At 27.9% G+C, this 17,571-nt stretch carries 31 protein-coding genes and 1 pseudogene; 29 read left to right on the top strand and 3 right to left on the bottom strand.

Annotation, left to right across the window (positions count from 1 at the left end; all coding sequences use genetic code 11):
* The 3 genes from IUY40_RS00160 to IUY40_RS00150 all read left to right on the top strand — a co-directional run bounded on the left by IUY40_RS00160 (position 1) and on the right by IUY40_RS00150 (position 1,688).
* Positions 1-543, top strand: coding sequence for a hypothetical protein (locus IUY40_RS00160; RefSeq protein ID WP_195734880.1), 543 nt, complete (start codon positions 1-3; stop codon positions 541-543).
* Between the two features lie 478 nt (positions 544-1,021).
* Complete coding sequence (locus IUY40_RS00155) at positions 1,022-1,225, top strand: hypothetical protein (protein WP_195734879.1); 204 nt, start codon at positions 1,022-1,024, stop codon at positions 1,223-1,225.
* A 19-nt stretch (positions 1,226-1,244) separates the two neighbouring features.
* Positions 1,245-1,688 (top strand): hypothetical protein, encoded by a 444-nt coding sequence (locus tag IUY40_RS00150; RefSeq protein WP_195734878.1) that lies wholly within the window; start codon positions 1,245-1,247, stop codon positions 1,686-1,688.
* On the opposite strand, the gene IUY40_RS00145 is transcribed toward IUY40_RS00150, so the two are convergent.
* A complete protein-coding gene (locus IUY40_RS00145) occupies positions 1,680-2,096 on the bottom strand; it encodes a hypothetical protein (RefSeq protein WP_195734877.1) in 417 nt (138 codons plus the stop codon). The genes IUY40_RS00150 and IUY40_RS00145 overlap by 9 nt on opposite strands.
* A gap of 678 nt (positions 2,097-2,774) precedes the next feature.
* Between IUY40_RS00145 and IUY40_RS00140 the strand changes: the two genes are divergently transcribed.
* A complete protein-coding gene (locus tag IUY40_RS00140) occupies positions 2,775-4,082 on the top strand; it encodes an endonuclease V (RefSeq protein WP_195734876.1) in 1,308 nt (435 codons plus the stop codon).
* Position 4,083: 1 nt separating this feature from the next.
* Complete coding sequence (gene nfi / locus IUY40_RS00135) at positions 4,084-4,764, top strand: deoxyribonuclease V (RefSeq protein WP_195734875.1); 681 nt, start codon at positions 4,084-4,086, stop codon at positions 4,762-4,764.
* Between the two features lie 98 nt (positions 4,765-4,862).
* On the opposite strand, the pseudogene IUY40_RS00130 reads toward nfi, so the two are convergent.
* A pseudogene (locus tag IUY40_RS00130) lies at positions 4,863-4,985 on the bottom strand (cystathionine beta-synthase); the annotation flags it as partial.
* A gap of 80 nt (positions 4,986-5,065) precedes the next feature.
* On the opposite strand from IUY40_RS00130, the gene IUY40_RS00125 reads away from it, so the two are divergent.
* The 19 genes from IUY40_RS00125 to IUY40_RS00035 all read left to right on the top strand — a co-directional run bounded on the left by IUY40_RS00125 (position 5,066) and on the right by IUY40_RS00035 (position 14,700).
* Positions 5,066-5,263 (top strand): hypothetical protein, encoded by a 198-nt coding sequence (locus IUY40_RS00125; RefSeq protein WP_195734874.1) that lies wholly within the window; start codon positions 5,066-5,068, stop codon positions 5,261-5,263.
* A gap of 101 nt (positions 5,264-5,364) precedes the next feature.
* Positions 5,365-5,748, top strand: a complete 384-nt coding sequence (locus tag IUY40_RS00120; RefSeq protein WP_195734873.1) for a hypothetical protein — start codon at positions 5,365-5,367, stop codon at positions 5,746-5,748.
* A gap of 4 nt (positions 5,749-5,752) precedes the next feature.
* Entirely contained in the window at positions 5,753-6,181 is a 429-nt protein-coding gene (locus IUY40_RS00115; RefSeq protein ID WP_195734872.1) for a hypothetical protein, read from the top strand.
* 184 nt (positions 6,182-6,365) lie between these two features.
* Positions 6,366-6,578, top strand: a complete 213-nt coding sequence (locus IUY40_RS00110) for a hypothetical protein (protein WP_195734871.1) — start codon at positions 6,366-6,368, stop codon at positions 6,576-6,578.
* A 20-nt stretch (positions 6,579-6,598) separates the two neighbouring features.
* Complete coding sequence (locus tag IUY40_RS00105; RefSeq protein ID WP_195734870.1) at positions 6,599-6,985, top strand: hypothetical protein; 387 nt, start codon at positions 6,599-6,601, stop codon at positions 6,983-6,985.
* Between the two features lie 65 nt (positions 6,986-7,050).
* Entirely contained in the window at positions 7,051-7,842 is a 792-nt protein-coding gene (locus IUY40_RS00100; RefSeq protein ID WP_195734869.1) for a hypothetical protein, read from the top strand.
* 148 nt (positions 7,843-7,990) lie between these two features.
* Positions 7,991-8,539, top strand: coding sequence for a hypothetical protein (locus tag IUY40_RS00095; protein ID WP_195734868.1), 549 nt, complete (start codon positions 7,991-7,993; stop codon positions 8,537-8,539).
* A complete protein-coding gene (locus tag IUY40_RS00090; RefSeq protein ID WP_195734867.1) occupies positions 8,463-9,122 on the top strand; it encodes a hypothetical protein in 660 nt (219 codons plus the stop codon). Before IUY40_RS00095 ends, IUY40_RS00090 begins: the two co-directional genes overlap by 77 nt.
* Complete coding sequence (locus IUY40_RS00085) at positions 9,119-9,313, top strand: hypothetical protein (RefSeq protein WP_195734866.1); 195 nt, start codon at positions 9,119-9,121, stop codon at positions 9,311-9,313. Before IUY40_RS00090 ends, IUY40_RS00085 begins: the two co-directional genes overlap by 4 nt.
* Before the next feature lie 11 nt (positions 9,314-9,324).
* Positions 9,325-9,936, top strand: a complete 612-nt coding sequence (locus tag IUY40_RS00080) for a hypothetical protein (RefSeq protein ID WP_195734865.1) — start codon at positions 9,325-9,327, stop codon at positions 9,934-9,936.
* Positions 9,937-10,122: 186 nt separating this feature from the next.
* The gene (locus tag IUY40_RS00075; protein WP_229335181.1) at positions 10,123-10,875 is read left to right on the top strand and encodes a hypothetical protein; all 753 of its coding nucleotides are present in this window, start codon (positions 10,123-10,125) and stop codon (positions 10,873-10,875) included.
* A 1-nt stretch (position 10,876) separates the two neighbouring features.
* Positions 10,877-11,335, top strand: a complete 459-nt coding sequence (locus IUY40_RS00070) for a SitI3 family protein (protein ID WP_195734864.1) — start codon at positions 10,877-10,879, stop codon at positions 11,333-11,335.
* Positions 11,336-11,433: 98 nt separating this feature from the next.
* Complete coding sequence (locus IUY40_RS00065; RefSeq protein WP_195734863.1) at positions 11,434-11,949, top strand: transposase; 516 nt, start codon at positions 11,434-11,436, stop codon at positions 11,947-11,949.
* 186 nt (positions 11,950-12,135) lie between these two features.
* Complete coding sequence (locus IUY40_RS00060) at positions 12,136-12,420, top strand: hypothetical protein (RefSeq protein ID WP_195734862.1); 285 nt, start codon at positions 12,136-12,138, stop codon at positions 12,418-12,420.
* A gap of 6 nt (positions 12,421-12,426) precedes the next feature.
* Entirely contained in the window at positions 12,427-12,849 is a 423-nt protein-coding gene (locus IUY40_RS00055; protein WP_195734861.1) for a hypothetical protein, read from the top strand.
* Positions 12,850-12,856: 7 nt separating this feature from the next.
* Positions 12,857-13,162 (top strand): hypothetical protein, encoded by a 306-nt coding sequence (locus IUY40_RS00050; protein ID WP_195734860.1) that lies wholly within the window; start codon positions 12,857-12,859, stop codon positions 13,160-13,162.
* Positions 13,140-13,655 (top strand): hypothetical protein, encoded by a 516-nt coding sequence (locus tag IUY40_RS00045; protein ID WP_195734859.1) that lies wholly within the window; start codon positions 13,140-13,142, stop codon positions 13,653-13,655. The genes IUY40_RS00050 and IUY40_RS00045 overlap by 23 nt, the downstream gene beginning before the upstream one ends.
* A 306-nt stretch (positions 13,656-13,961) precedes the next feature.
* The gene (locus tag IUY40_RS19375) at positions 13,962-14,477 is read left to right on the top strand and encodes a deaminase domain-containing protein (RefSeq protein WP_229335173.1); all 516 of its coding nucleotides are present in this window, start codon (positions 13,962-13,964) and stop codon (positions 14,475-14,477) included.
* A gap of 4 nt (positions 14,478-14,481) precedes the next feature.
* A complete protein-coding gene (locus IUY40_RS00035; protein WP_195734858.1) occupies positions 14,482-14,700 on the top strand; it encodes a hypothetical protein in 219 nt (72 codons plus the stop codon).
* Here IUY40_RS00035 and IUY40_RS00030 read toward each other — a convergent pair.
* A complete protein-coding gene (locus IUY40_RS00030) occupies positions 14,695-14,922 on the bottom strand; it encodes a hypothetical protein (RefSeq protein ID WP_195734857.1) in 228 nt (75 codons plus the stop codon). The genes IUY40_RS00035 and IUY40_RS00030 overlap by 6 nt on opposite strands.
* 252 nt (positions 14,923-15,174) lie before the next feature.
* Between IUY40_RS00030 and IUY40_RS00025 the strand changes: the two genes are divergently transcribed.
* The 5 genes from IUY40_RS00025 (at position 15,175) to IUY40_RS00005 (ending at position 17,548) form a co-directional block, all read left to right on the top strand.
* The gene (locus IUY40_RS00025; RefSeq protein WP_195734856.1) at positions 15,175-15,372 is read left to right on the top strand and encodes a hypothetical protein; all 198 of its coding nucleotides are present in this window, start codon (positions 15,175-15,177) and stop codon (positions 15,370-15,372) included.
* On the top strand, positions 15,362-16,129 hold the full coding sequence (locus tag IUY40_RS00020) for a YwqJ-related putative deaminase (RefSeq protein ID WP_195734855.1): 768 nt from the start codon (positions 15,362-15,364) through the stop codon (positions 16,127-16,129). Before IUY40_RS00025 ends, IUY40_RS00020 begins: the two co-directional genes overlap by 11 nt.
* Positions 16,089-16,244: a hypothetical protein gene (locus IUY40_RS00015; RefSeq protein ID WP_195734854.1), complete on the top strand. Its 156-nt coding sequence runs from the start codon at positions 16,089-16,091 to the stop codon at positions 16,242-16,244. Before IUY40_RS00020 ends, IUY40_RS00015 begins: the two co-directional genes overlap by 41 nt.
* Positions 16,245-16,829, top strand: a complete 585-nt coding sequence (locus IUY40_RS00010; protein ID WP_195734853.1) for an SUKH-3 domain-containing protein — start codon at positions 16,245-16,247, stop codon at positions 16,827-16,829. It abuts the gene before it with no gap.
* A gap of 191 nt (positions 16,830-17,020) precedes the next feature.
* Positions 17,021-17,548 (top strand): transposase, encoded by a 528-nt coding sequence (locus tag IUY40_RS00005; RefSeq protein WP_195734852.1) that lies wholly within the window; start codon positions 17,021-17,023, stop codon positions 17,546-17,548.
* The last annotated feature ends 23 nt before the right edge of the window (positions 17,549-17,571 follow it).

Below are 17,571 nucleotides of genomic sequence, written 5' to 3'. Positions count from 1 at the left end.
ATGTGCCATTGGAATAAAATAAAAAGAGAGTATATTGCTTATGGAAAAGTTAACCATAGCCTTAGTGATGAATTTCAATTGCTAGAAAAAAATTATTCAATTAATCAATTTGATATAGACGAAAACTGGAATAATTTAACAGATAATGAGAAACAAATTAAACGCTTATTATGGTCAAAGTTGGCAAAAAAAACTGAGGACTATAATAATGGATTTTATAGATACGAAGAAAGTGTAATTGATTTATACGAATCAATTACATCTTGTTTGGATAAATTGAGCTATAGTAAGGTAAAAAATGTACAATCAGTTAGACTAAAGGCTTTTTTATGTTTAATTAAAAAAGATATAAATAGATATAAAGATACAAGGAAAATAAAATATTTCTATTTTGAAAGTTTTAAGTCAATTATATATGAATGCCTCAATTGTGATTTAGAAAAGCATTTTATTAGAAATATAAATATTTTATACCTAGAAAGTAAGTTAGAAATTTTGCAGTGTATATTAAGCGACAAAGAAGATTTAAACAGAAATATATAGAATTATCTTTTTGCCTTTAACCCAATTTATAGACTATAAATAGTTTAATAAAAGAGTATTATTAAAGTCATGTAGTTTTTGTGTTCTTATAAAAAAATGGATTGTCCAAAGTGTAAAAGTTCAAATTATAGTAAAAGGTAAATCTATTTGTAAATTAACAAGAGGAGAAAGTCTTGAAATAATTGATAAAATAACTTTATATGGTAGTAATAAAATTGTTTTATTAACAAACAAAACTACTACAATTACTGGTATCCTTGATGATGTAAATGCAGTTGCGAAGAGAGGTGTAAGTAATAGTAAATTAAATGGAATTACTGAAGCAGGTAAGGTTAATGTTGGAGGAAATAATATTTTACGTGCACCTGAATGGGGACAAATTAAAGCGAAATATACAACAATTAGCATCACGGGAGAAAAAACTTATGATTGGACTAAAATTTCAAATGAATTTTGGGAAACTATTAATAAACCTTGGTTGGATGAAGCAATTTTAAGAGGAGATAATTTTAGATTTGTCTCAAATCCTAATAATCCAATAGCTATCTATGTGACAGGTGAAAGTGGAAACTTTGTTTTAGATACATCTGGAAAACAAATTCAATCAATTTTTGGAAGGGAAATAGAATATTTTAAATCTAAAGGATATAAAATTCTTAATAATGGAACAGCAGTAAAATAATAATAAACTAATATATTATATGAATCAGTTTTTTTCAATAGATATTCTAAAACAAGTTTTGAATCAATATGATTGGCCTGCAGAATATGAATTACAAGAGGTCATTTCAGGAAACATCAGAGTACAATTTCCCAATTGTACTCTGATAATTTCTGAAAGTTATGAAAGTAGTATATTAGCATATTTTTTAAATAGTGAAATAGGGCGTTCTGATAAACAACATACTTTGACAATATTTGATGCAGTAAGAACTATTTCAATCACTAAAGAAGTAAATTCTGATTTTCAAAAAAACATTAAATTTAATGAATATATTGAACCAGAAGCTTCTCTAGGAAAAGTAATGAAGGGATTGCAAAATATCTGTATTCTATTACAAACCTATTTACTACCTTGTATTGGAGGTGACTTTAGTTGGTTGGAAGAATACTACAAAAATAATACTTGGGATGTTTCAGAATAATAAAATACTTATTTTATGTTTGTTTAAACAGTCTTCGATATTAGCTTGCGTACCACTTTTTCTTTTTTTATTTGTGTTCAAATCACAAGCAAGAAAATGAGTACACATATTTATTGCGACATTATCTCGTTCTTTATCTGATTGAAAACCTCCAATTATATGCCATTTACTTACTTCTGTTTTATACTTGTCGGGGATGTAACGCGGTTTTTCCCCTATATGTAAAACAGTTACGTTAGCTGTTATACATTTAAGCAATTCCATTGTTAATGTGTCAACTCCTTTAAAATCACAGACAATAAAATTTTTATTTTTAAGCAATAATTGCATTATGGGCCTTTCGTAATAGACTTTGAAACTTTCAAAACTTAAATTTCCATTTCCAAATACATATATTATTTCTTCCATTGTAATATTTTATTATAGTTTATATTGAAGGATAAAATGATTACATTATTTTAGTAGAATCTATTTTATTGGCAAATATAAAAAAGTTTACAAACAGTTTGTTATTTCACCAAATGCCATTTTTAATCAATTAAATTAGTAATTAAAAATCCTCCGCTGGCAAGAGCATCTGCTCTTGAATACAAATTGATTAAAATTAAAAAAATGAAGAGAACGAAAAAAATCTAATAAAAAATAAGAGCTTATTTATAAGCCTGACAATCATCAACAGATTGAATTATAATTTTTAGAAATATTACTAATTTATAATGTGTCCAAGAGCAAGATGCTCGCACCAGCAGGTGAGGGAAATACTTAGACTTTATTCGTACAGATTTAAATTCTGGTAAAGGTAATATTTATAAAAAACTTTATGGTGGATCTGTAGAAGGATTTAAGTTAAGAGCAGCAAATAGACCTGGAATTCACTCTGAAGTTTTAATCTTAAATGAAATAATTAAAGGCAAGAATGTTAAATTGGCAAATGATGTTAAAAACTTAAACATAAAAATAATTGTAAAACAGAAATTAAAAGCTAGCTCAAGCAATAAAGATGATTTAAATTATAATCATATGGCTACATGTCCAAATTGTTTCTATATAACTGAAGGTGTTAATTTTATTTTAAATAAGTAATGAATGAAAAAAAAATATTATCCTAATAAAAGCAAACAAGTTTTTGTAGATAGTTTATCTACTTCAGATTATGGTATATATAATGGTGAACCATTTACAGGGATCAAAAAAACTATCTCTCCAGAAGAATATATCAAAGAAACTTTTGTAAACCGAAAATTACATGGAGTAGTATTTAATATAAGTGAAGAATTTTTCTCGATTATTATTTATATTTATAATCAAAGTAGATACACTTTTCATATATATAAAAATAGTTCCAAAACTTTTCCAGATAAACTTTATACTGTCTACGATCTGGATACACTGGATCTAATAATGGATTATAAAATACTAGATGATACAAACAAAAGACTACATCATGAAGGATATGGTTTTACTCGTGAAGATTTAGATTATGATAAAAAAATAAAAGATAATTTTGATGTAATAAAAAACTACGAAGATACTAAAGACGTTTTTACTCGTTTAGACTTATTCGTCCATACTTATTGGGACAATCCTTTTAATCTTACAAAGGAATTAAACCGAGAAAGAGCAGGAAAAACACTTTATGGATATTTGGTACAGGAAAGCATGAAAGAAACATTAGGACATACAGTTCCTGACGATTTCATGGAAAAATATGTTCTTCAAAATGAACTCGCTGAAAAGATTGTTGAACAAGATGATATTCCGGATTCTATAAAATACATTGGAGGTGTTAGTGTAGCATACAACGACATAGATCAGAAAATGGTCTCAGCAATTGTAGTAATAAATATTGAAACACAAGAAATTGTTGATCAGACATTTTATGAGTCAGAAGATATTACACTGCATATCCCTGATTTATTTGCTTATAATGAAGTACCTGTAGTATTGAAAGCTTTTGAAAAACTAAATATAAAACCCCATTTAATTTTTTGTGATGGACACGGTATTGAACATCCTAAGAATGTAGGGTTAGCTACTCATTTAGGAATTGAGCTAAACATCCCTACTATAGGCTGCCCTAAAAAAAGATTAGTAGGTTATTATGACAAAGCAACTTTAGGAAATTCAAAAGGAGATACACAAGAACTATTATTTGATGACAAAATAGTAGGTAAAGCACTTAGGACTCAAGAAAATAACAATCCTCTTTATGTATCTATTGGGCACAAAATAAGTTTAGAAACAGCAGTTGATTGGGTTTTAAAAATGACAATCAATACTCGAGTTCCTTTTATAGTACAAGAAGCAATAAATATGACTGAACAACTTATGCCAGAAAGAATTAGATATGATTTCTTAGATGATGAGGAAAACCAATATGGAATTATAATATAAAATGAACAACGAATTATTTAACGAAGAACAAAAATTTAAACAATATTACGATTTACAAAATAATCTGCGTGATAAAGTAATTAAACAAGACCAATTACCGGAAATAATTAAATATATTGCTGGAGTAGATGTTGCATACAATGATGGCTCAGATAAAATGATTGGCGCCATAGTAGTTTTAAATGCACAGACTCACGAAGTAGTTGAACAGGCTTTCCATGAAATGGAAATTACTTTTCCTTATATTCCCGGTTTATTTTCCTTTAGAGAAATTCCTCCCCTAATAGAAGCCTTTAAAAAGCTTACAATAAAACCAGATTTGATTGTTTGTGATGCTCAAGGAATAGCTCATCCAAAAGGAATAGGTATGGCAACCCATCTAGGAATAGAATTAGATATACCAACAATCGGATGTGCTAAAAAAAGATTGGTTGGCAGTTATGATAAAGCTATGTTAGGATTAAAAAGAGGAGATACACAAGAGTTAATTTATAACAATGTGCTAGTTGGTAAAACACTTCGAACTCAGGATAACACAAATCCAATGTACGTCTCAATTGGTCATAAAATTTCTTTAGAAACTGCTATCGATTGGGTATTAAAATTAACTCCTGATTACAGACTTCCAGAAACAACTCGACAAGCAGATCACTTGGTAAATTCTCTTTTAAAGAACAAATAACAAACTCTTTGGACAGTGTCGAAACAAGGATTCTTAAAACACAAAAAACTCCAGATATCTCTGGAGTTTTTCTATATATAAATAATGTTTTATCTACTTTACAAATTCAATTTTTGAACTTCTTCTTCATTGACAATGTCAAAGAATCCTTGTTCATTCATCCAATCATCACTAAATACTTTACCCATATAACGTGATCCGTGATTAGGAAATATTGCTATCTTTAGTACCCCCCCCCCCGCTACCGCACGAATCCTTTCGTGTGGCATCCTGATTAAAGCTAAACATTCTATGATTTATTATGAACACTTACCTATTTAAAATTGAACTTTTGAGCAATAAGGTTATTCAACAAAAAATAGATTATGTACACAACAATTCTGTAGAAGAAGGATTAGTTTATAAAGCAGAAGATTACGTATATAGTAGTGCAATAGATTATTCAGGGCAAAAAAAATTAGTTGGTGAGGTTATTGTTTTTAGGGATTTTTATATTTAAATAGAACTACCACACGAAAGGATTCGTGCGGTAGTGAGGGAAACGTAAAAATAATTAAAAACGATGAAGTTATAATATACTTTAATCCTAAAATATAAAACATGAAGTTTTTTTATATATTAAATAAAAACAATAAACTTATTGAATTTGGAAAAATATCATCCGAGAGATTTATCTTACTGGAATCAATAATTGGAAAAATATCATATAATTCTTCATTACAACTTACATCGTTTTTTATAGAAATAAACAAAGTTGAAAAAGAAATAAATAATTTATTAAGAGAGAGAAATTTGAATTTAATAGATACTCCTGATTATGAAGGTCGCTTTTTAGAAAATGAAATTTTTGAAATAAAACAATTTAAAGATGAAAAATTAAAACTTTGCAATACTGGTTTCGATAATAAAATAATTTTCTTAATTAATATATATAATAATCTTTTAGAAAATGAAAACCATTTTTTTTTTATTATTCACAAATAATCATATGGAATTTAATAATTGGCAAAACAACAATATAAAAATCCCTTCTTTTATCTTTTTTGACGGTTTAAAAACACATAATATAACCAATCAATACAACAATTGGTTAAGTTCCTCAGATTTTTCTATTTGGAGTAATTCGTATATAGAGATAGAAAATAAAATAATTTACATTATAAAAGAAAATGTAAAAACATTATCTACTTTCAGATATTTTGGCAAGAAAGAACTTGAGATCATAGCTGAAAAATATGACTTAAAAATTAAAGAAGAAAATGATGCTTATTATGCCTATACTGACAATCATAATTCAAGGCAATTAGAAATTTCTGAAAATGATGAATTAATTGTTATTTATTCGATTGAAGGAAGTAGGACTCCAGAAAGTATTTATATTTATGGAGTTTTTGAAAAGAAAACTAATGACTCTTAATAATGCCAAACCATTTCAACACTAAGGATAATTAAAAATAAAAAAGCTATATTATCAATTACCGCACGAATAAATCCCAAGCTTTGTATCCTCTTCATTAAAAAAAGAAGTAGCTGAAGGTTTTATTGAATTAACTGCTAAACATGTAGGTGAAGGGGAAAAGATAGCTATAATTCAACGAATTATGACAAAAAATGGAGTTTATATAGATGATTTATCTGATTGGGGGATAAACTTAGGTAATAACAGACACTCTGATTTCCCCAAAGCAGTACAAGTTCAATACGAAGTTTTAATGAATCCTGGTAAATTCAAACAACTAGCAGAACCTATTCCAATAAAAGATGCTCAAGGAGAACAAATAAAAATTGGTGGTTATCAGGCGCATACTATTTAGATTTAATCGAACTATAAACAATGAAAAGATATATTAAACCTGAAGATCTTCCCGATATACTCGATGAGAAAACAATTAACATTTTGGCGAAAATGGCAAATGAAATTCCTCAATCAAAGGAATGGCATGTAATATTTGACTTATTATCGTACGAAAATATTCGTAAAGTGATGGATAAAAGAATAGAAATACAAACTTTAGACGCAGAACAGCGTAAATTACAAATGACCGAAGAGGAAAATCTTGATGACGAAAAAAAAAAACAAGCATTTCTTAAAAAGTTAGAAGAAGACCCTCATTATTTTTATGGCAATATGAGTCAACCAGATACCCCAGAAGAATTCAGGTCAAAATTTGGAGTCTGGCCTGATGGGACTAATGGAAAAACCTACAACCCTAAGAAATAATTGTTCCATAGGTGCGAGAACCGCTCTCTGAAGTCTACCGACTTCGGAGCAACAGTAACCAAAAGATGAAATATAAATTTGAAAAATATAATTATCTCGACGAAAGAGATAATATTAATAAATCAACTTCAATAATATTAATTGAAAATGAAGAAAATTACGGTGAGCATTTTTCTACAGAAATTAAAAATATAAAACTTGATTATTTAAATAAAATAGTCATTTCCTTGGAACAAGTTCTATCGGGCGAGTTGGAGCATTACGCTTTTGGATATGAAATTTATTCCATTGAGTGTAAAAAGGAAATTTCATTAGTAGTTGATACTTATAATGATTGGAAATGTATTTCAGAGATTATAACACAAGAAATCTATGAGTTTATAAGAGATTGGAGAAATTATCTAATTGAAGATGCGAGTACATTAATAAATAATGAAGATCTTAATAATGATTTATATCTAGTTTCAGCTCATTATACATTTTTCGACGGTTTAAAAATACATAAAGTAACTAATCAATATTATGATTGGCTAAGTTCATCAGATTTTTCTATTTGGAGTAATTCGTATATAGAGATAGAAAATAAAATAATTTACATTATAAAAGAAAATGTAAAAACATTATCTACTTTCAGATATTTTGGCAAGAAAGAACTTGAGATCATAGCTGAAAAATATGACTTAAAAATTAAAGAAGAAAATGATGTTTATTATGCCTATACTGACAATCATAATTCAAGGCAATTAGAAATTTCTGAAAATGATGAATTAATTGTTATTTATTCGATTGAAGAAAGTAGGACTCCAGAAAGTATCTATATTTATGGAGTTTTTGAAAAGAAAACTAATGACTCTTAATAATGCCAAACTATTTCAACACTAAGGATAATTAAAAATAAAAAAGCTATATTTTCAATTACCGCACGAATAAATCCCAAGCTTTGTATCCTCTTCATTAAAAAAAGAAGTAGCTGAAGGTTTTATTGTATTCAAACCGATAAACACGGTGATTTCTGAAAAAGTTATAGCAGAAGGATTAACTCAAATTAAACAAGAGTTAATTCGACCTTCGATACGATTTATAAATTCACATGGAGATATCATATCATCCGAAAACAGGGTCGTTTACATAAAACGATTGATTGCAAATCCCTATGTACAAACAAATGAATATTTTAATAAGGAAGAATTATTTTTCCTCTCAAAAACATACCAATTTGACATCCAAGAAAGCCCTGAATGCGAGGGATATTTTACTAGCATAATAAAAAGCAACCCTCTATACAAAAGATCAGCAAATATAATTTTGATTGAAGTAGATAAAAAAGAATACTTAATAATTGAATTCAATAGGTGTAAATTAGAAAATCAACCCCGCTCAGCAGGAGAAGATCAACTAGGAGAAGATGTCACTTATATATTTGGGATATGGGAAAATCCTCTTCTAACAGATGGGATAATTGCAAAAATAAAAAATAATGAAAAACAAGATAAAATTATATTTAACTTTATGGATCATATTGTTTACATTTTTAAGTGTAAATGCACAATGTGAAACTGTCATGAAGTTTTTCAAGGATGATATATATACATCTAAGGAACTCGTAGCTTTTGTAGAAAATGACCCGCAAAAAGCATTTGATTCTTGGAAGTTATTATATAATGAAAAAACTGGTCTAGCAAAAAGTATAGATGAACTCAATCTGGTTTCAAAAAACTTAGATGAAATTAATAAGGCTGGAGGGTATTTGAAGTGGAAAAGTTTAAGTAAAACAGAAATAAACCTAACCTTCAGCACGTTAACAAAGTCTAATTTAAATAAATTAGATGTTAGTGATGATATTAACAAGTATGTACTAGCACCTAATTCAAAGGGAGGTGCTTATATTTTGCCAGGTATCAGTGTAGAGGCTAAAGAAATTGCTTTGGCAGATGAAGTATTTGCATTGACAAATCAAAAATGTATCTTCCCAAAAAACAATTTAGAAGCGATAGAAGGTTTCTTTGAAGATGGTACAGGATTCACAATGAAAGAATTAGAAAGTAATTTCCAACAATTTTATCGTAGAATAAATGAAATGTCTTCAAAAATAAAAAAAGATAAAATTCTCAATGGATTGGTACAGAAGGTTATTTGAAAATTCCATTTAGTAATTTTACTAAAGGTGATGGCAGTATACAGGCAGCAACAAGAGAGTATGTAGAACAACAATTTAATGCTGGTATTGGTAGAGGAGGTTTCACAATTAAAAATGATGGCACTCTGAAAAGCATAACCGTAATCTTAAATGATGGTACTAATTTAAAACTTGATTTATCAAGATTATAACCTTAACTCAAATGAAAAATTTAAAAGTGCCTAAAGATTGGCTTACTTCGTTTCACAACGAGACAATCGAATTAATTACTACAATTGATAATAGAGAACTTTTTATTCAAACGATAAAAGGAAGTTTTCCTAATACTCAATTGAACTATGAAACCGTATTTAGATTAATCGAAGCTTTTATATCTTCATACGACTTTCTTGAAATTGAAGAAATTAGATTAATATGGTCAGAAGGATTAAAAAAAACAAATTTGCAATTTTATAGAAACATTAATGATTTTTCAGTCTGGAAGGAAACAGTAATTAAAAATAACTTCGAAATAGACAGTTCTTCTTTCGGAGATATTGAAGACTCTTCAGATATATTCTATAATTATTATCTTAATGTAGAGGGTGAGGACATACTTCTATATAATTATGCTCAAAATGATAGAACAGGAATTTATTTGTGGTACAATCCAAAAACTAATACAACTAATTATTCCTTTGTCATAGAGTTTAGAAAGAGTTTATTTATGATTGATAAGCTTTTTGAAATAAATTTACCTGAAGATTATCTTGAATTCAATAATAATTTGAAAGCAACTGCAGAAATAAAAATGTTGAAAAAACTTAACGAATAATTTTCCCCGCTACCGCACGAATCCTTTCGTGTGTATGTGGTATGCTGATTAAAGTTAAACATTCTATGATTTATTATAAACCCCGCTCAGCAGGAGAAGATCAACTAGGAGAAGATGTTACTTATATATTTGGGATATGGGAAAATCCTCTTCTAACAGATGGGATAATTGCAAAAATAAAAAATAATGAAAAACAAGATAAAATTATATTTAACTTTATGGATCATATTGTTTACATTTTTAAGTGTAAATGCACAATGTGAAACTGTCATGAAGTTTTTCAAGGATGATATATATACATCTAAGGAACTCGTAGCTTTTGCAGAAAATGACCCGCAAAAAGCATTTGATTCTTGGAAGTTATTATATAATAAAAAAACTGGTCTAACCAAAAATGTAGAAGATCTCAACCTTGTTTCCAAAAATATTGATGAAATTAATAAGGCTGGAGGGTATTTAAAATGGAAAGGACTTCTAAAAAACAATATTACTAAAACTTTACCAAGTAAAACTCCTAATTTAAAAGCTTTCCCTAAAGGAAAAAAAACTAAGATTTCTGATTTAGATGATATAGAAACAAGAACCTCTCTTACTAGGGAAAATGAGGGAGCAGATATTTTGGCAAAGAGGGGCTATGATATAGAACAGAATCCAACAATAACTAATACAACTAGGAATCCAGATTACAAAATTGAAGGTGAAATTTTTGATTGCTATTCACCTTATAATCCTAATAAATCTGTTAGTGGTATATGGGATGAAATTTCACAAAAAGTAATTATCAAGAAACAAACAGAAAGAATATTTCTACATCTTAAAAATTGGGAAGGCAAAATTGATGATTTACAAAAACAGTTTGATAATTATCCTGTTGAAGGATTAAAAGAAGTTATGATCCTTGATAAAAATAATGAAATAATATTTCTAACATTAAAATAAAATGGCATTAGAATATGATTTAAATATAAAAAGCAAAAAGATCTTTTCTCAAAAACTTGGCAAATACTTAATTTCTAAAGAATATATATATGAAAAAAAACATGAAGAAAAATTAGTAATTTTTGATTTATATAAACCATTAGGCTTTATCATTTCCTTGTTTGTGATAGAAAACAAATACTTTGATTACATAAGTAACGAAAATCAATGTATAGAAAAAGAATGGCATTATTCTAGTCTAATTTCTTTTAGATTAGACAAAGATTATGACTATTTAAATGTTCGAATAAATATGCTAGATATTATAATTTTTATTCTTAATCAAACAAAAGATGATCTACTATTATTATTCAATGGAGATATTCTAATTTTAGAAAGAACAAATGGTAAGATCATTCTGAATAAAAATGCAGGATTTTGGAATTCAGATAAGTTAATAAAAAAAATTACTATATTATAATCTGATGAACTCCCCGCTACCACACGAATCCTTTCGTATGGTATGCTGATTAAAGTTAAACATTCTATGATTTATTATAAACGCATAATACTTTAAAAATGAGTAGAAATTATAAATTTCATAATCCTGAACGTTTGTATTTTATAAGCTTTGCTGTTGTAGGTTGGATAGATGTATTTACTAGGAATGAGTATAAAGATCAATTTTTGGAAAGTTTAGAATATTGTCAAAAAAACAAAGGTTTAGAAATTCATGCATGGTGTATTATGAGTAATCATATACATCTAGTCTTTAGAAGTATAAAAGGTCAAAATCCTGAATTATTGATAGGCGATCTAAAGAGGTTTACAAGTCAATCTATTGTAAAAAGCATACCAGAAAACCCAAGAGAAAGTAGAGAAGAATTCCTAATGGATTTCTTTAAAAAAGAAGCGGAAAAAAGTTCTAATGTAAAGCATTATCAATTTTGGCGACACGACAACAAACCAATTGAACTTTGGAGTAATAAAGTCATCCAACAAAAGATAGATTATGTATATAGTAGTGCAATAGATTATTCAGGGCAAAAAGGATTAGTTGATGAAGTAATTGTTTTTAGGAATTTTTATATTTAAATAGAACCACCACACGAAAGGATTCGTGCGGTAGCGGGGGGAAGAATTAAAAGCACCAATCCCATTTACTTCGTATGAAATAGATATTGTAAGTGCTAAATTTGAAGTTTCCGCCGGTTTAGAAGGTTCAATCAGTATTGTTAAAGAAAGCAAATAGAAACAAATTAAGTGAATTATAAAAACAGTATGGTTACTGGAGGCGGATATATCACACCATCCTTAGTAGCTTCTCTTATTGGTGTGAAAGTCGATATTTCACTTAAAGCAGGTGTGAGGTTTGAATATCCATTTGAAGGGAATAATTCTATAGTAGGGATTGTTTTTTATTCTGATGATTGCATAGGTAAAATATCAGTATCTAAAGACGTTAGCATATTTGTTACTCGCGATTTTAGCTATGAACTTTTTATACTATATACTTCTATGAAGAAAAATGTAGGTACTATAAATATTAATGATTTATTAAAGTAAAAAATTATGAAAGTGAAAATAATGTTTCATGGTTTCGTATTAATAATATTCTTATTATTAATAAAACGAATTGTTATTAATATCCTCTATACTACCGAAAACAATCTTGCTAAAGGCGTTATCTACGATATTAATTACTTTTCAGGAAATCATAATTCAGCTACTACTTTTATTTATTCAATTACAGATAATAAAGGCATTAAGTATCAAGATAGCGGAGATAATGATACAGATGTATATGGTTTCTCGGTTGGAGATACTGTTATATTTAGAAAACTTCACGATGGTAATTCAAATTCTATACGAATGATTAAACGTAATGGAAAACAAGTTAGAAATTATTATGGATTCATAGATTATGCAAGTCCAATTTGTGTAATAATTATAATTCTCTGTTACATATATATACCTAAACTCTTAAAAAAATAAATTTAAAATGAAAAAAATTACAATAATTATTGTATTGATATTATCTATAAAAGCATTTAGTCAAACTAAATATTCAAAAAGCATAACTTCTTTTGGTTTACCAATCAATAATGATTCAATGATATATACTACATATCCTGATAATTTCCTTATCGGAATTGAAAGTAGTTCTTATGAAAATTGTAAAAATGAATTTCCAGAACAAACATTAATGTCAATCATTTCTGCTAGCAATTATGAATGGGATAAAAAAAATTATAATTATGACATAACAAATAAAGTAACTCTTTATGAAATCGAAAAACAGTTCTAATCCAACTATAATAGCGTTAATAATAATTTCTTTAATATCTGTCTCGACGTTCATGATGTTCATGTTTATATTTGAGTTTTCAAATAATTATAAAATTATTAAACTTCAAAATCAATTTAAAAAGATTAAAGTTAAAATAGATTCTTCAGAAGTATCATATACTAGAAGTGCAAAAAGTTCATCATCAACAACAACATATTATTATTATTTTAATAACGAATGCACAATGGGAATTCAAGACGCAAAAGGAATTCTTTTTAGCCATAAAAATCTAAATCCTGATATAAATGAATATATGTCTAACCATATGGACTCATTAAATGTATGGTATCTAAATAAAAATACTGTTAAATATGCATATGAAAATCAAAAAAAAATTGATGTTTCAGAAGAAGTAGAAAATAATAAAAGAGTTATATTTTATTTTCTTATATATATCATTTCGTTATTATTAACAATTAAATTTAAATCTAAGATATCATGGACAAACTAATATTTTTTATATTAATTATATTCTCCCCGCTACCGCACGAATCCTTTCGTGTGTATATGGTATGCTGATTAAAGTTAAACATTCTATGATTTATTATAAACCCCGCTCAGCAGGAGAAGATCAACTAGGAGAAGATGTCACTTATATATTTGGGATATGGGAAAATCCTCTTCTAACAGATGGGATAATTGCAAAAATAAAAAATAATGAAAAACAAGATAAAATTATATTTAACTTTATGGATCATATTGTTTACATTTTTAAGTGTAAATGCACAATGTGAAACTGTAATGAAGTTTTTCAAGGATGATATATACATCTAAGGAACTCGTAGCTTTTGTAGAAAATGACCCGCAAAAAGCATTTGATTCTTGGAGGTTATTATATAACGAAAAAACTGGTCTAACAAAAAATGTAGAAGATCTCAACCTTGTTTCCAAAAATTTTGATGAAATTAATAAGGCTGGAGGGTATTTAAAATGGAAGCTTATACAACAAATGGGGAAGGTACATGCAACTTCTGGTGAAGAGTTGCTCCAGCTAATACCCCAGAAATTTTTAATGCTAAATACGTCAATAGTCAAAATCAAACCAAGCGATATAGAAGGAGCTTATTTGCGCACTGGAGACTCAGAATTTCAAATGTTGACAAATGTAGCAGAGAAATTTAACTTAGAAAATGGTAAAGTTTATACGCAGTACACTGGGACAATCAGAGTAGTTTCAGAATTACCTTATTGTGCATCTTGTTCAGGAGTGATTCATCAGTTTAGCAATATGATACCAAACGTTAAAATCATTATAGTAAATGGAGCAAAATAATATTTTGGAAATAGATTGCACTCTTGAAAATGTTCCTACATTGATAGAGTCTACGGAAAAATTCAAACGAATCCATAGAGTTGAATTTGCTACTCATTTTGATGCGAGTAACAATTTATTTATTCTGAACTTGGAAGGAGTGTCAGTTAATAATACATTCCTCATAGGCTACTATTATGGAGCATTATGGTTTATTGGCAAAAGTAAGTTCAAAGAGTTATAACATACCTTTTGCTCTGAAGTCTTCTACCATAATACCATAGTTTTTTCCAAGGTAGAAGGCATCCTCTTTGCTTAATTTATCACACTCTATAGTAGCAAAAAAAGTTCCGTCACGATTCTCAAAAGCAACAATCTTAATATCAAGGTTATTACTTTTATTATAAGCATCTATTAAATTTTGTAAATCTTCAGGATCATCCCAAGTGGCTATATCTATTTTCATCTACTAAATTACTTTAAGTTTCAAATTATTAATCATGGTATAGAGGGATATAAAAAATAAGTTTTGAAAAAAAATATCGTTCTTACTTATATTCATACCTATAAAACTATGTTTAAACAAAGATAGTATAGTTATTTGTATTATAAAAATCATCAAGATTTAGTTGTTTAAATCGAAAAAACTACTTTTTATACCAAACACACGTATTAAATAGTCCAAATTTCATCTAAAAACACATAGCTATATCCGCAGATGCTCATTACCCCCGCTACCGCACGAATCCTTTCGTGTGGTATGCTGATTAAAGTTAAACATTCTATGATTTATTATAAACCCTGCTCAGCAGGAGAAGATCAACTAGGAGGAGATATCTCTTATATATTTGGGATATGGGAAAATCCTCTTCTAACAGATGCGATAATTGCAAAAATAAAAAACAATGAAAAATAAGATAAAATTATATTTAACTTTATGGATTATATTGTTTGCATTTTTAAGTGTAAATGCACAATATGAAACTGTAATGAAGTTTTTCAAGGATGATATATATACATCTAAGGAACTCGTAGATTTTGTAGAAAATGACCCGCAAAAAGCATTTGATTCTTGGAAGTTATTATATAATAAAAAAACTGGTCTAACCAAAAATGTAGAAGAACTTAGTCTGATTGCAAAAAATATTGATGGAATTAATAAGGCTGGAGGGTATTTGAAGTGGAAAAGTTTAAGGAATACTCAAGAAACAGGAATAAAATTACTTGGCGAAGCTAAAATTAAATACATATCAGGATTAACTACTACCGAAAATTCTATAATCTACACTGAAGGTAATAAAATAATTGATAAAGTAGCAGTAATGTCAAAAAGTAAACAATCTGGTGCAGGAAGTATTTTAGTCAGAGATTCTAAGTTTACCTCCGCAGTAAGTAATAAAAACCATTTAGGGTTAGGTGATTTACCAGAAGACCTTCATCCATTAGTAAAAGATTGGTTTAAAAATCCTAATGTTAATGCAGAAGAATTAACAATAAGATTCACTCATGGTAAATGTGCAGAACCAGAAGCAGTATCAAAATGGTTGTATGAATATGAACAGGAAACTAATATTAAAATAACAGCTATTGATGATGCAAGAGATGCTTTAAAAGGAACCAAATCTATTGCATTTGAAAACAACTACAAAGTTTACCGCAGAAAATGCAAATAAAATAATTACTGCTGAAATTGGTGACGTTAAATTAGCTTGTGATAGTTGCAATCCTTTTTTAGGCTATTTTGGAGTTGATGAAATAAAAGTAAGTATTAATATCAAAATTGAATAAATGAATTTACCTAGTAAACAAAATGAAATAATAGATATCTTAAAAAAAGTGGGCTGGAAAGAAACGCGAGATATATCATCTCAAATAAGAAATATTCCTTTATATGAATTGTTACCTCAACCAGTAAATGATTTTATTTCTAATTTTGGAGGACTAAAAATAACTAAAGATGTCTTTGAAGAAATAAACATTATTGGAATAGATTTTTTTAATAATTCAATAGCTTCAGAATATTATGAACAAAATACTTTTCATCCCTCTAAAGATATAGACATAGCTAATAAAAATGATGAATATTATTATTCCGTATTAATTGGAAGGCAAATTTATTTTATCGCAAAATTGAAAGAAGGCAATAGCTTAATGATTGATGAGGATGGTAGATTCTATTTACATACTTTTATTCCTGATTTTTTCTGGATTTCTAATAATGCAATACAGGCATTTGAAAAAATTTTATTTGGCTCTGATGATGTGTTAATACTAGATGAAGAAAATTTGAAATGGATACCACCAAGTGGAAAAGAAATACTTTACCAACCTCCTCTAAATAATAAATTGACGAAAAACCCATGGAGCCATTGATTTTAGCAATTAAATAAATAAAGATTTAGGATTTTGAAATTTAGATGAATTAATAAAAAATTCTACATCAAAAACTTAAATACATATTTTAAAGAAATTATACTCCCCGCTACCGCACGAATCCTTTCGTGTGGTATGCTGATTAAAGTTAAACATTCTATGATTTATTATAAACGCATAATACTTTAAAAATGAGTAGAAATTATAAATTTCATAATCCTGAAGGTTTGTATTTTATAAGCTTTGCTGTTGTAGGTTGGTTAGATGTATTTACTAGGAATGAGTATAAAGATCTATTTTTAGAAAGTTTAGAATATTGTCAAAAAAACAAAGGTTTAGAAATTCATGCATGGTGTATTATGAGTAATCATATACATCTAGTCTTTAGAAGTATAAAAGGTCAAAATCCTGAATTATTGATAGGACATCTAAAGAGGTTTACAAGTCAATCTATTGTAAAAAACATACAAGAAAACCCAAGAGAGAGTAGAAAAGAATTCCTAGTGGATTTCTTTAAAAAAGAAGCGGAAAAAAGTTCTAATGTAAAGCATTATCAATTCTGGCGACACGACAACAAACCAATTGAACTTTGGAGTAATAAAGTCATCCAACAAAAGATAGATTATGTACACAACGATCCTGCAGAAGAAGGATTAGTTTATAAAGCAAAAGATTATGTATATAGTAGTGCAATAGATTATTCAGGACAAAAAAATTAGTTGATGAGGTAATTGTTTTTAGG

Origin of the sequence: Flavobacterium sp. ALJ2, from assembly GCF_015594725.1 — a bacterium.
In the GTDB taxonomy this organism is placed as follows: Bacteria; Bacteroidota; Bacteroidia; order Flavobacteriales; family Flavobacteriaceae; genus Flavobacterium.
The sequence above is the reverse complement of the archived record's forward strand: the minus strand, read 5'-3'. Positions and strand labels throughout refer to the sequence as shown.

What these genes read in the sequence shown, in the direction of transcription:
- IUY40_RS00160 (WP_195734880.1), top strand. Translation starts at nt 1, where the DNA reads ATGTGCCATTGGAATAAAATAAAAAGAGAGTATATTGCTTATGGAAAA.
- IUY40_RS00150 (WP_195734878.1), top strand. Translation starts at nt 1,245, where the DNA reads ATGAATCAGTTTTTTTCAATAGATATTCTAAAACAAGTTTTGAATCAA.
- IUY40_RS00145 (WP_195734877.1), bottom strand. Translation starts at nt 2,096, where the DNA reads ATGGAAGAAATAATATATGTATTTGGAAATGGAAATTTAAGTTTTGAA.
- IUY40_RS00140 (WP_195734876.1), top strand. Translation starts at nt 2,775, where the DNA reads ATGAAAAAAAAATATTATCCTAATAAAAGCAAACAAGTTTTTGTAGAT.
- nfi (WP_195734875.1), top strand. Translation starts at nt 4,084, where the DNA reads ATGAACAACGAATTATTTAACGAAGAACAAAAATTTAAACAATATTAC.
- IUY40_RS00125 (WP_195734874.1), top strand. Translation starts at nt 5,066, where the DNA reads ATGAACACTTACCTATTTAAAATTGAACTTTTGAGCAATAAGGTTATT.
- IUY40_RS00120 (WP_195734873.1), top strand. Translation starts at nt 5,365, where the DNA reads ATGAAGTTTTTTTATATATTAAATAAAAACAATAAACTTATTGAATTT.
- IUY40_RS00115 (WP_195734872.1), top strand. Translation starts at nt 5,753, where the DNA reads ATGGAATTTAATAATTGGCAAAACAACAATATAAAAATCCCTTCTTTT.
- IUY40_RS00110 (WP_195734871.1), top strand. Translation starts at nt 6,366, where the DNA reads ATGACAAAAAATGGAGTTTATATAGATGATTTATCTGATTGGGGGATA.
- IUY40_RS00105 (WP_195734870.1), top strand. Translation starts at nt 6,599, where the DNA reads ATGAAAAGATATATTAAACCTGAAGATCTTCCCGATATACTCGATGAG.
- IUY40_RS00100 (WP_195734869.1), top strand. Translation starts at nt 7,051, where the DNA reads ATGAAATATAAATTTGAAAAATATAATTATCTCGACGAAAGAGATAAT.
- IUY40_RS00090 (WP_195734867.1), top strand. Translation starts at nt 8,463, where the DNA reads ATGAAAAACAAGATAAAATTATATTTAACTTTATGGATCATATTGTTT.
- IUY40_RS00080 (WP_195734865.1), top strand. Translation starts at nt 9,325, where the DNA reads ATGAAAAATTTAAAAGTGCCTAAAGATTGGCTTACTTCGTTTCACAAC.
- IUY40_RS00075 (WP_229335181.1), top strand. Translation starts at nt 10,123, where the DNA reads ATGAAAAACAAGATAAAATTATATTTAACTTTATGGATCATATTGTTT.
- IUY40_RS00070 (WP_195734864.1), top strand. Translation starts at nt 10,877, where the DNA reads ATGGCATTAGAATATGATTTAAATATAAAAAGCAAAAAGATCTTTTCT.
- IUY40_RS00065 (WP_195734863.1), top strand. Translation starts at nt 11,434, where the DNA reads ATGAGTAGAAATTATAAATTTCATAATCCTGAACGTTTGTATTTTATA.
- IUY40_RS00060 (WP_195734862.1), top strand. Translation starts at nt 12,136, where the DNA reads ATGGTTACTGGAGGCGGATATATCACACCATCCTTAGTAGCTTCTCTT.
- IUY40_RS00055 (WP_195734861.1), top strand. Translation starts at nt 12,427, where the DNA reads ATGAAAGTGAAAATAATGTTTCATGGTTTCGTATTAATAATATTCTTA.
- IUY40_RS00050 (WP_195734860.1), top strand. Translation starts at nt 12,857, where the DNA reads ATGAAAAAAATTACAATAATTATTGTATTGATATTATCTATAAAAGCA.
- IUY40_RS00045 (WP_195734859.1), top strand. Translation starts at nt 13,140, where the DNA reads ATGAAATCGAAAAACAGTTCTAATCCAACTATAATAGCGTTAATAATA.
- IUY40_RS19375 (WP_229335173.1), top strand. Translation starts at nt 13,962, where the DNA reads ATGATATATACATCTAAGGAACTCGTAGCTTTTGTAGAAAATGACCCG.
- IUY40_RS00030 (WP_195734857.1), bottom strand. Translation starts at nt 14,922, where the DNA reads ATGAAAATAGATATAGCCACTTGGGATGATCCTGAAGATTTACAAAAT.
- IUY40_RS00025 (WP_195734856.1), top strand. Translation starts at nt 15,175, where the DNA reads ATGCTCATTACCCCCGCTACCGCACGAATCCTTTCGTGTGGTATGCTG.
- IUY40_RS00020 (WP_195734855.1), top strand. Translation starts at nt 15,362, where the DNA reads ATGAAAAATAAGATAAAATTATATTTAACTTTATGGATTATATTGTTT.
- IUY40_RS00010 (WP_195734853.1), top strand. Translation starts at nt 16,245, where the DNA reads ATGAATTTACCTAGTAAACAAAATGAAATAATAGATATCTTAAAAAAA.
- IUY40_RS00005 (WP_195734852.1), top strand. Translation starts at nt 17,021, where the DNA reads ATGAGTAGAAATTATAAATTTCATAATCCTGAAGGTTTGTATTTTATA.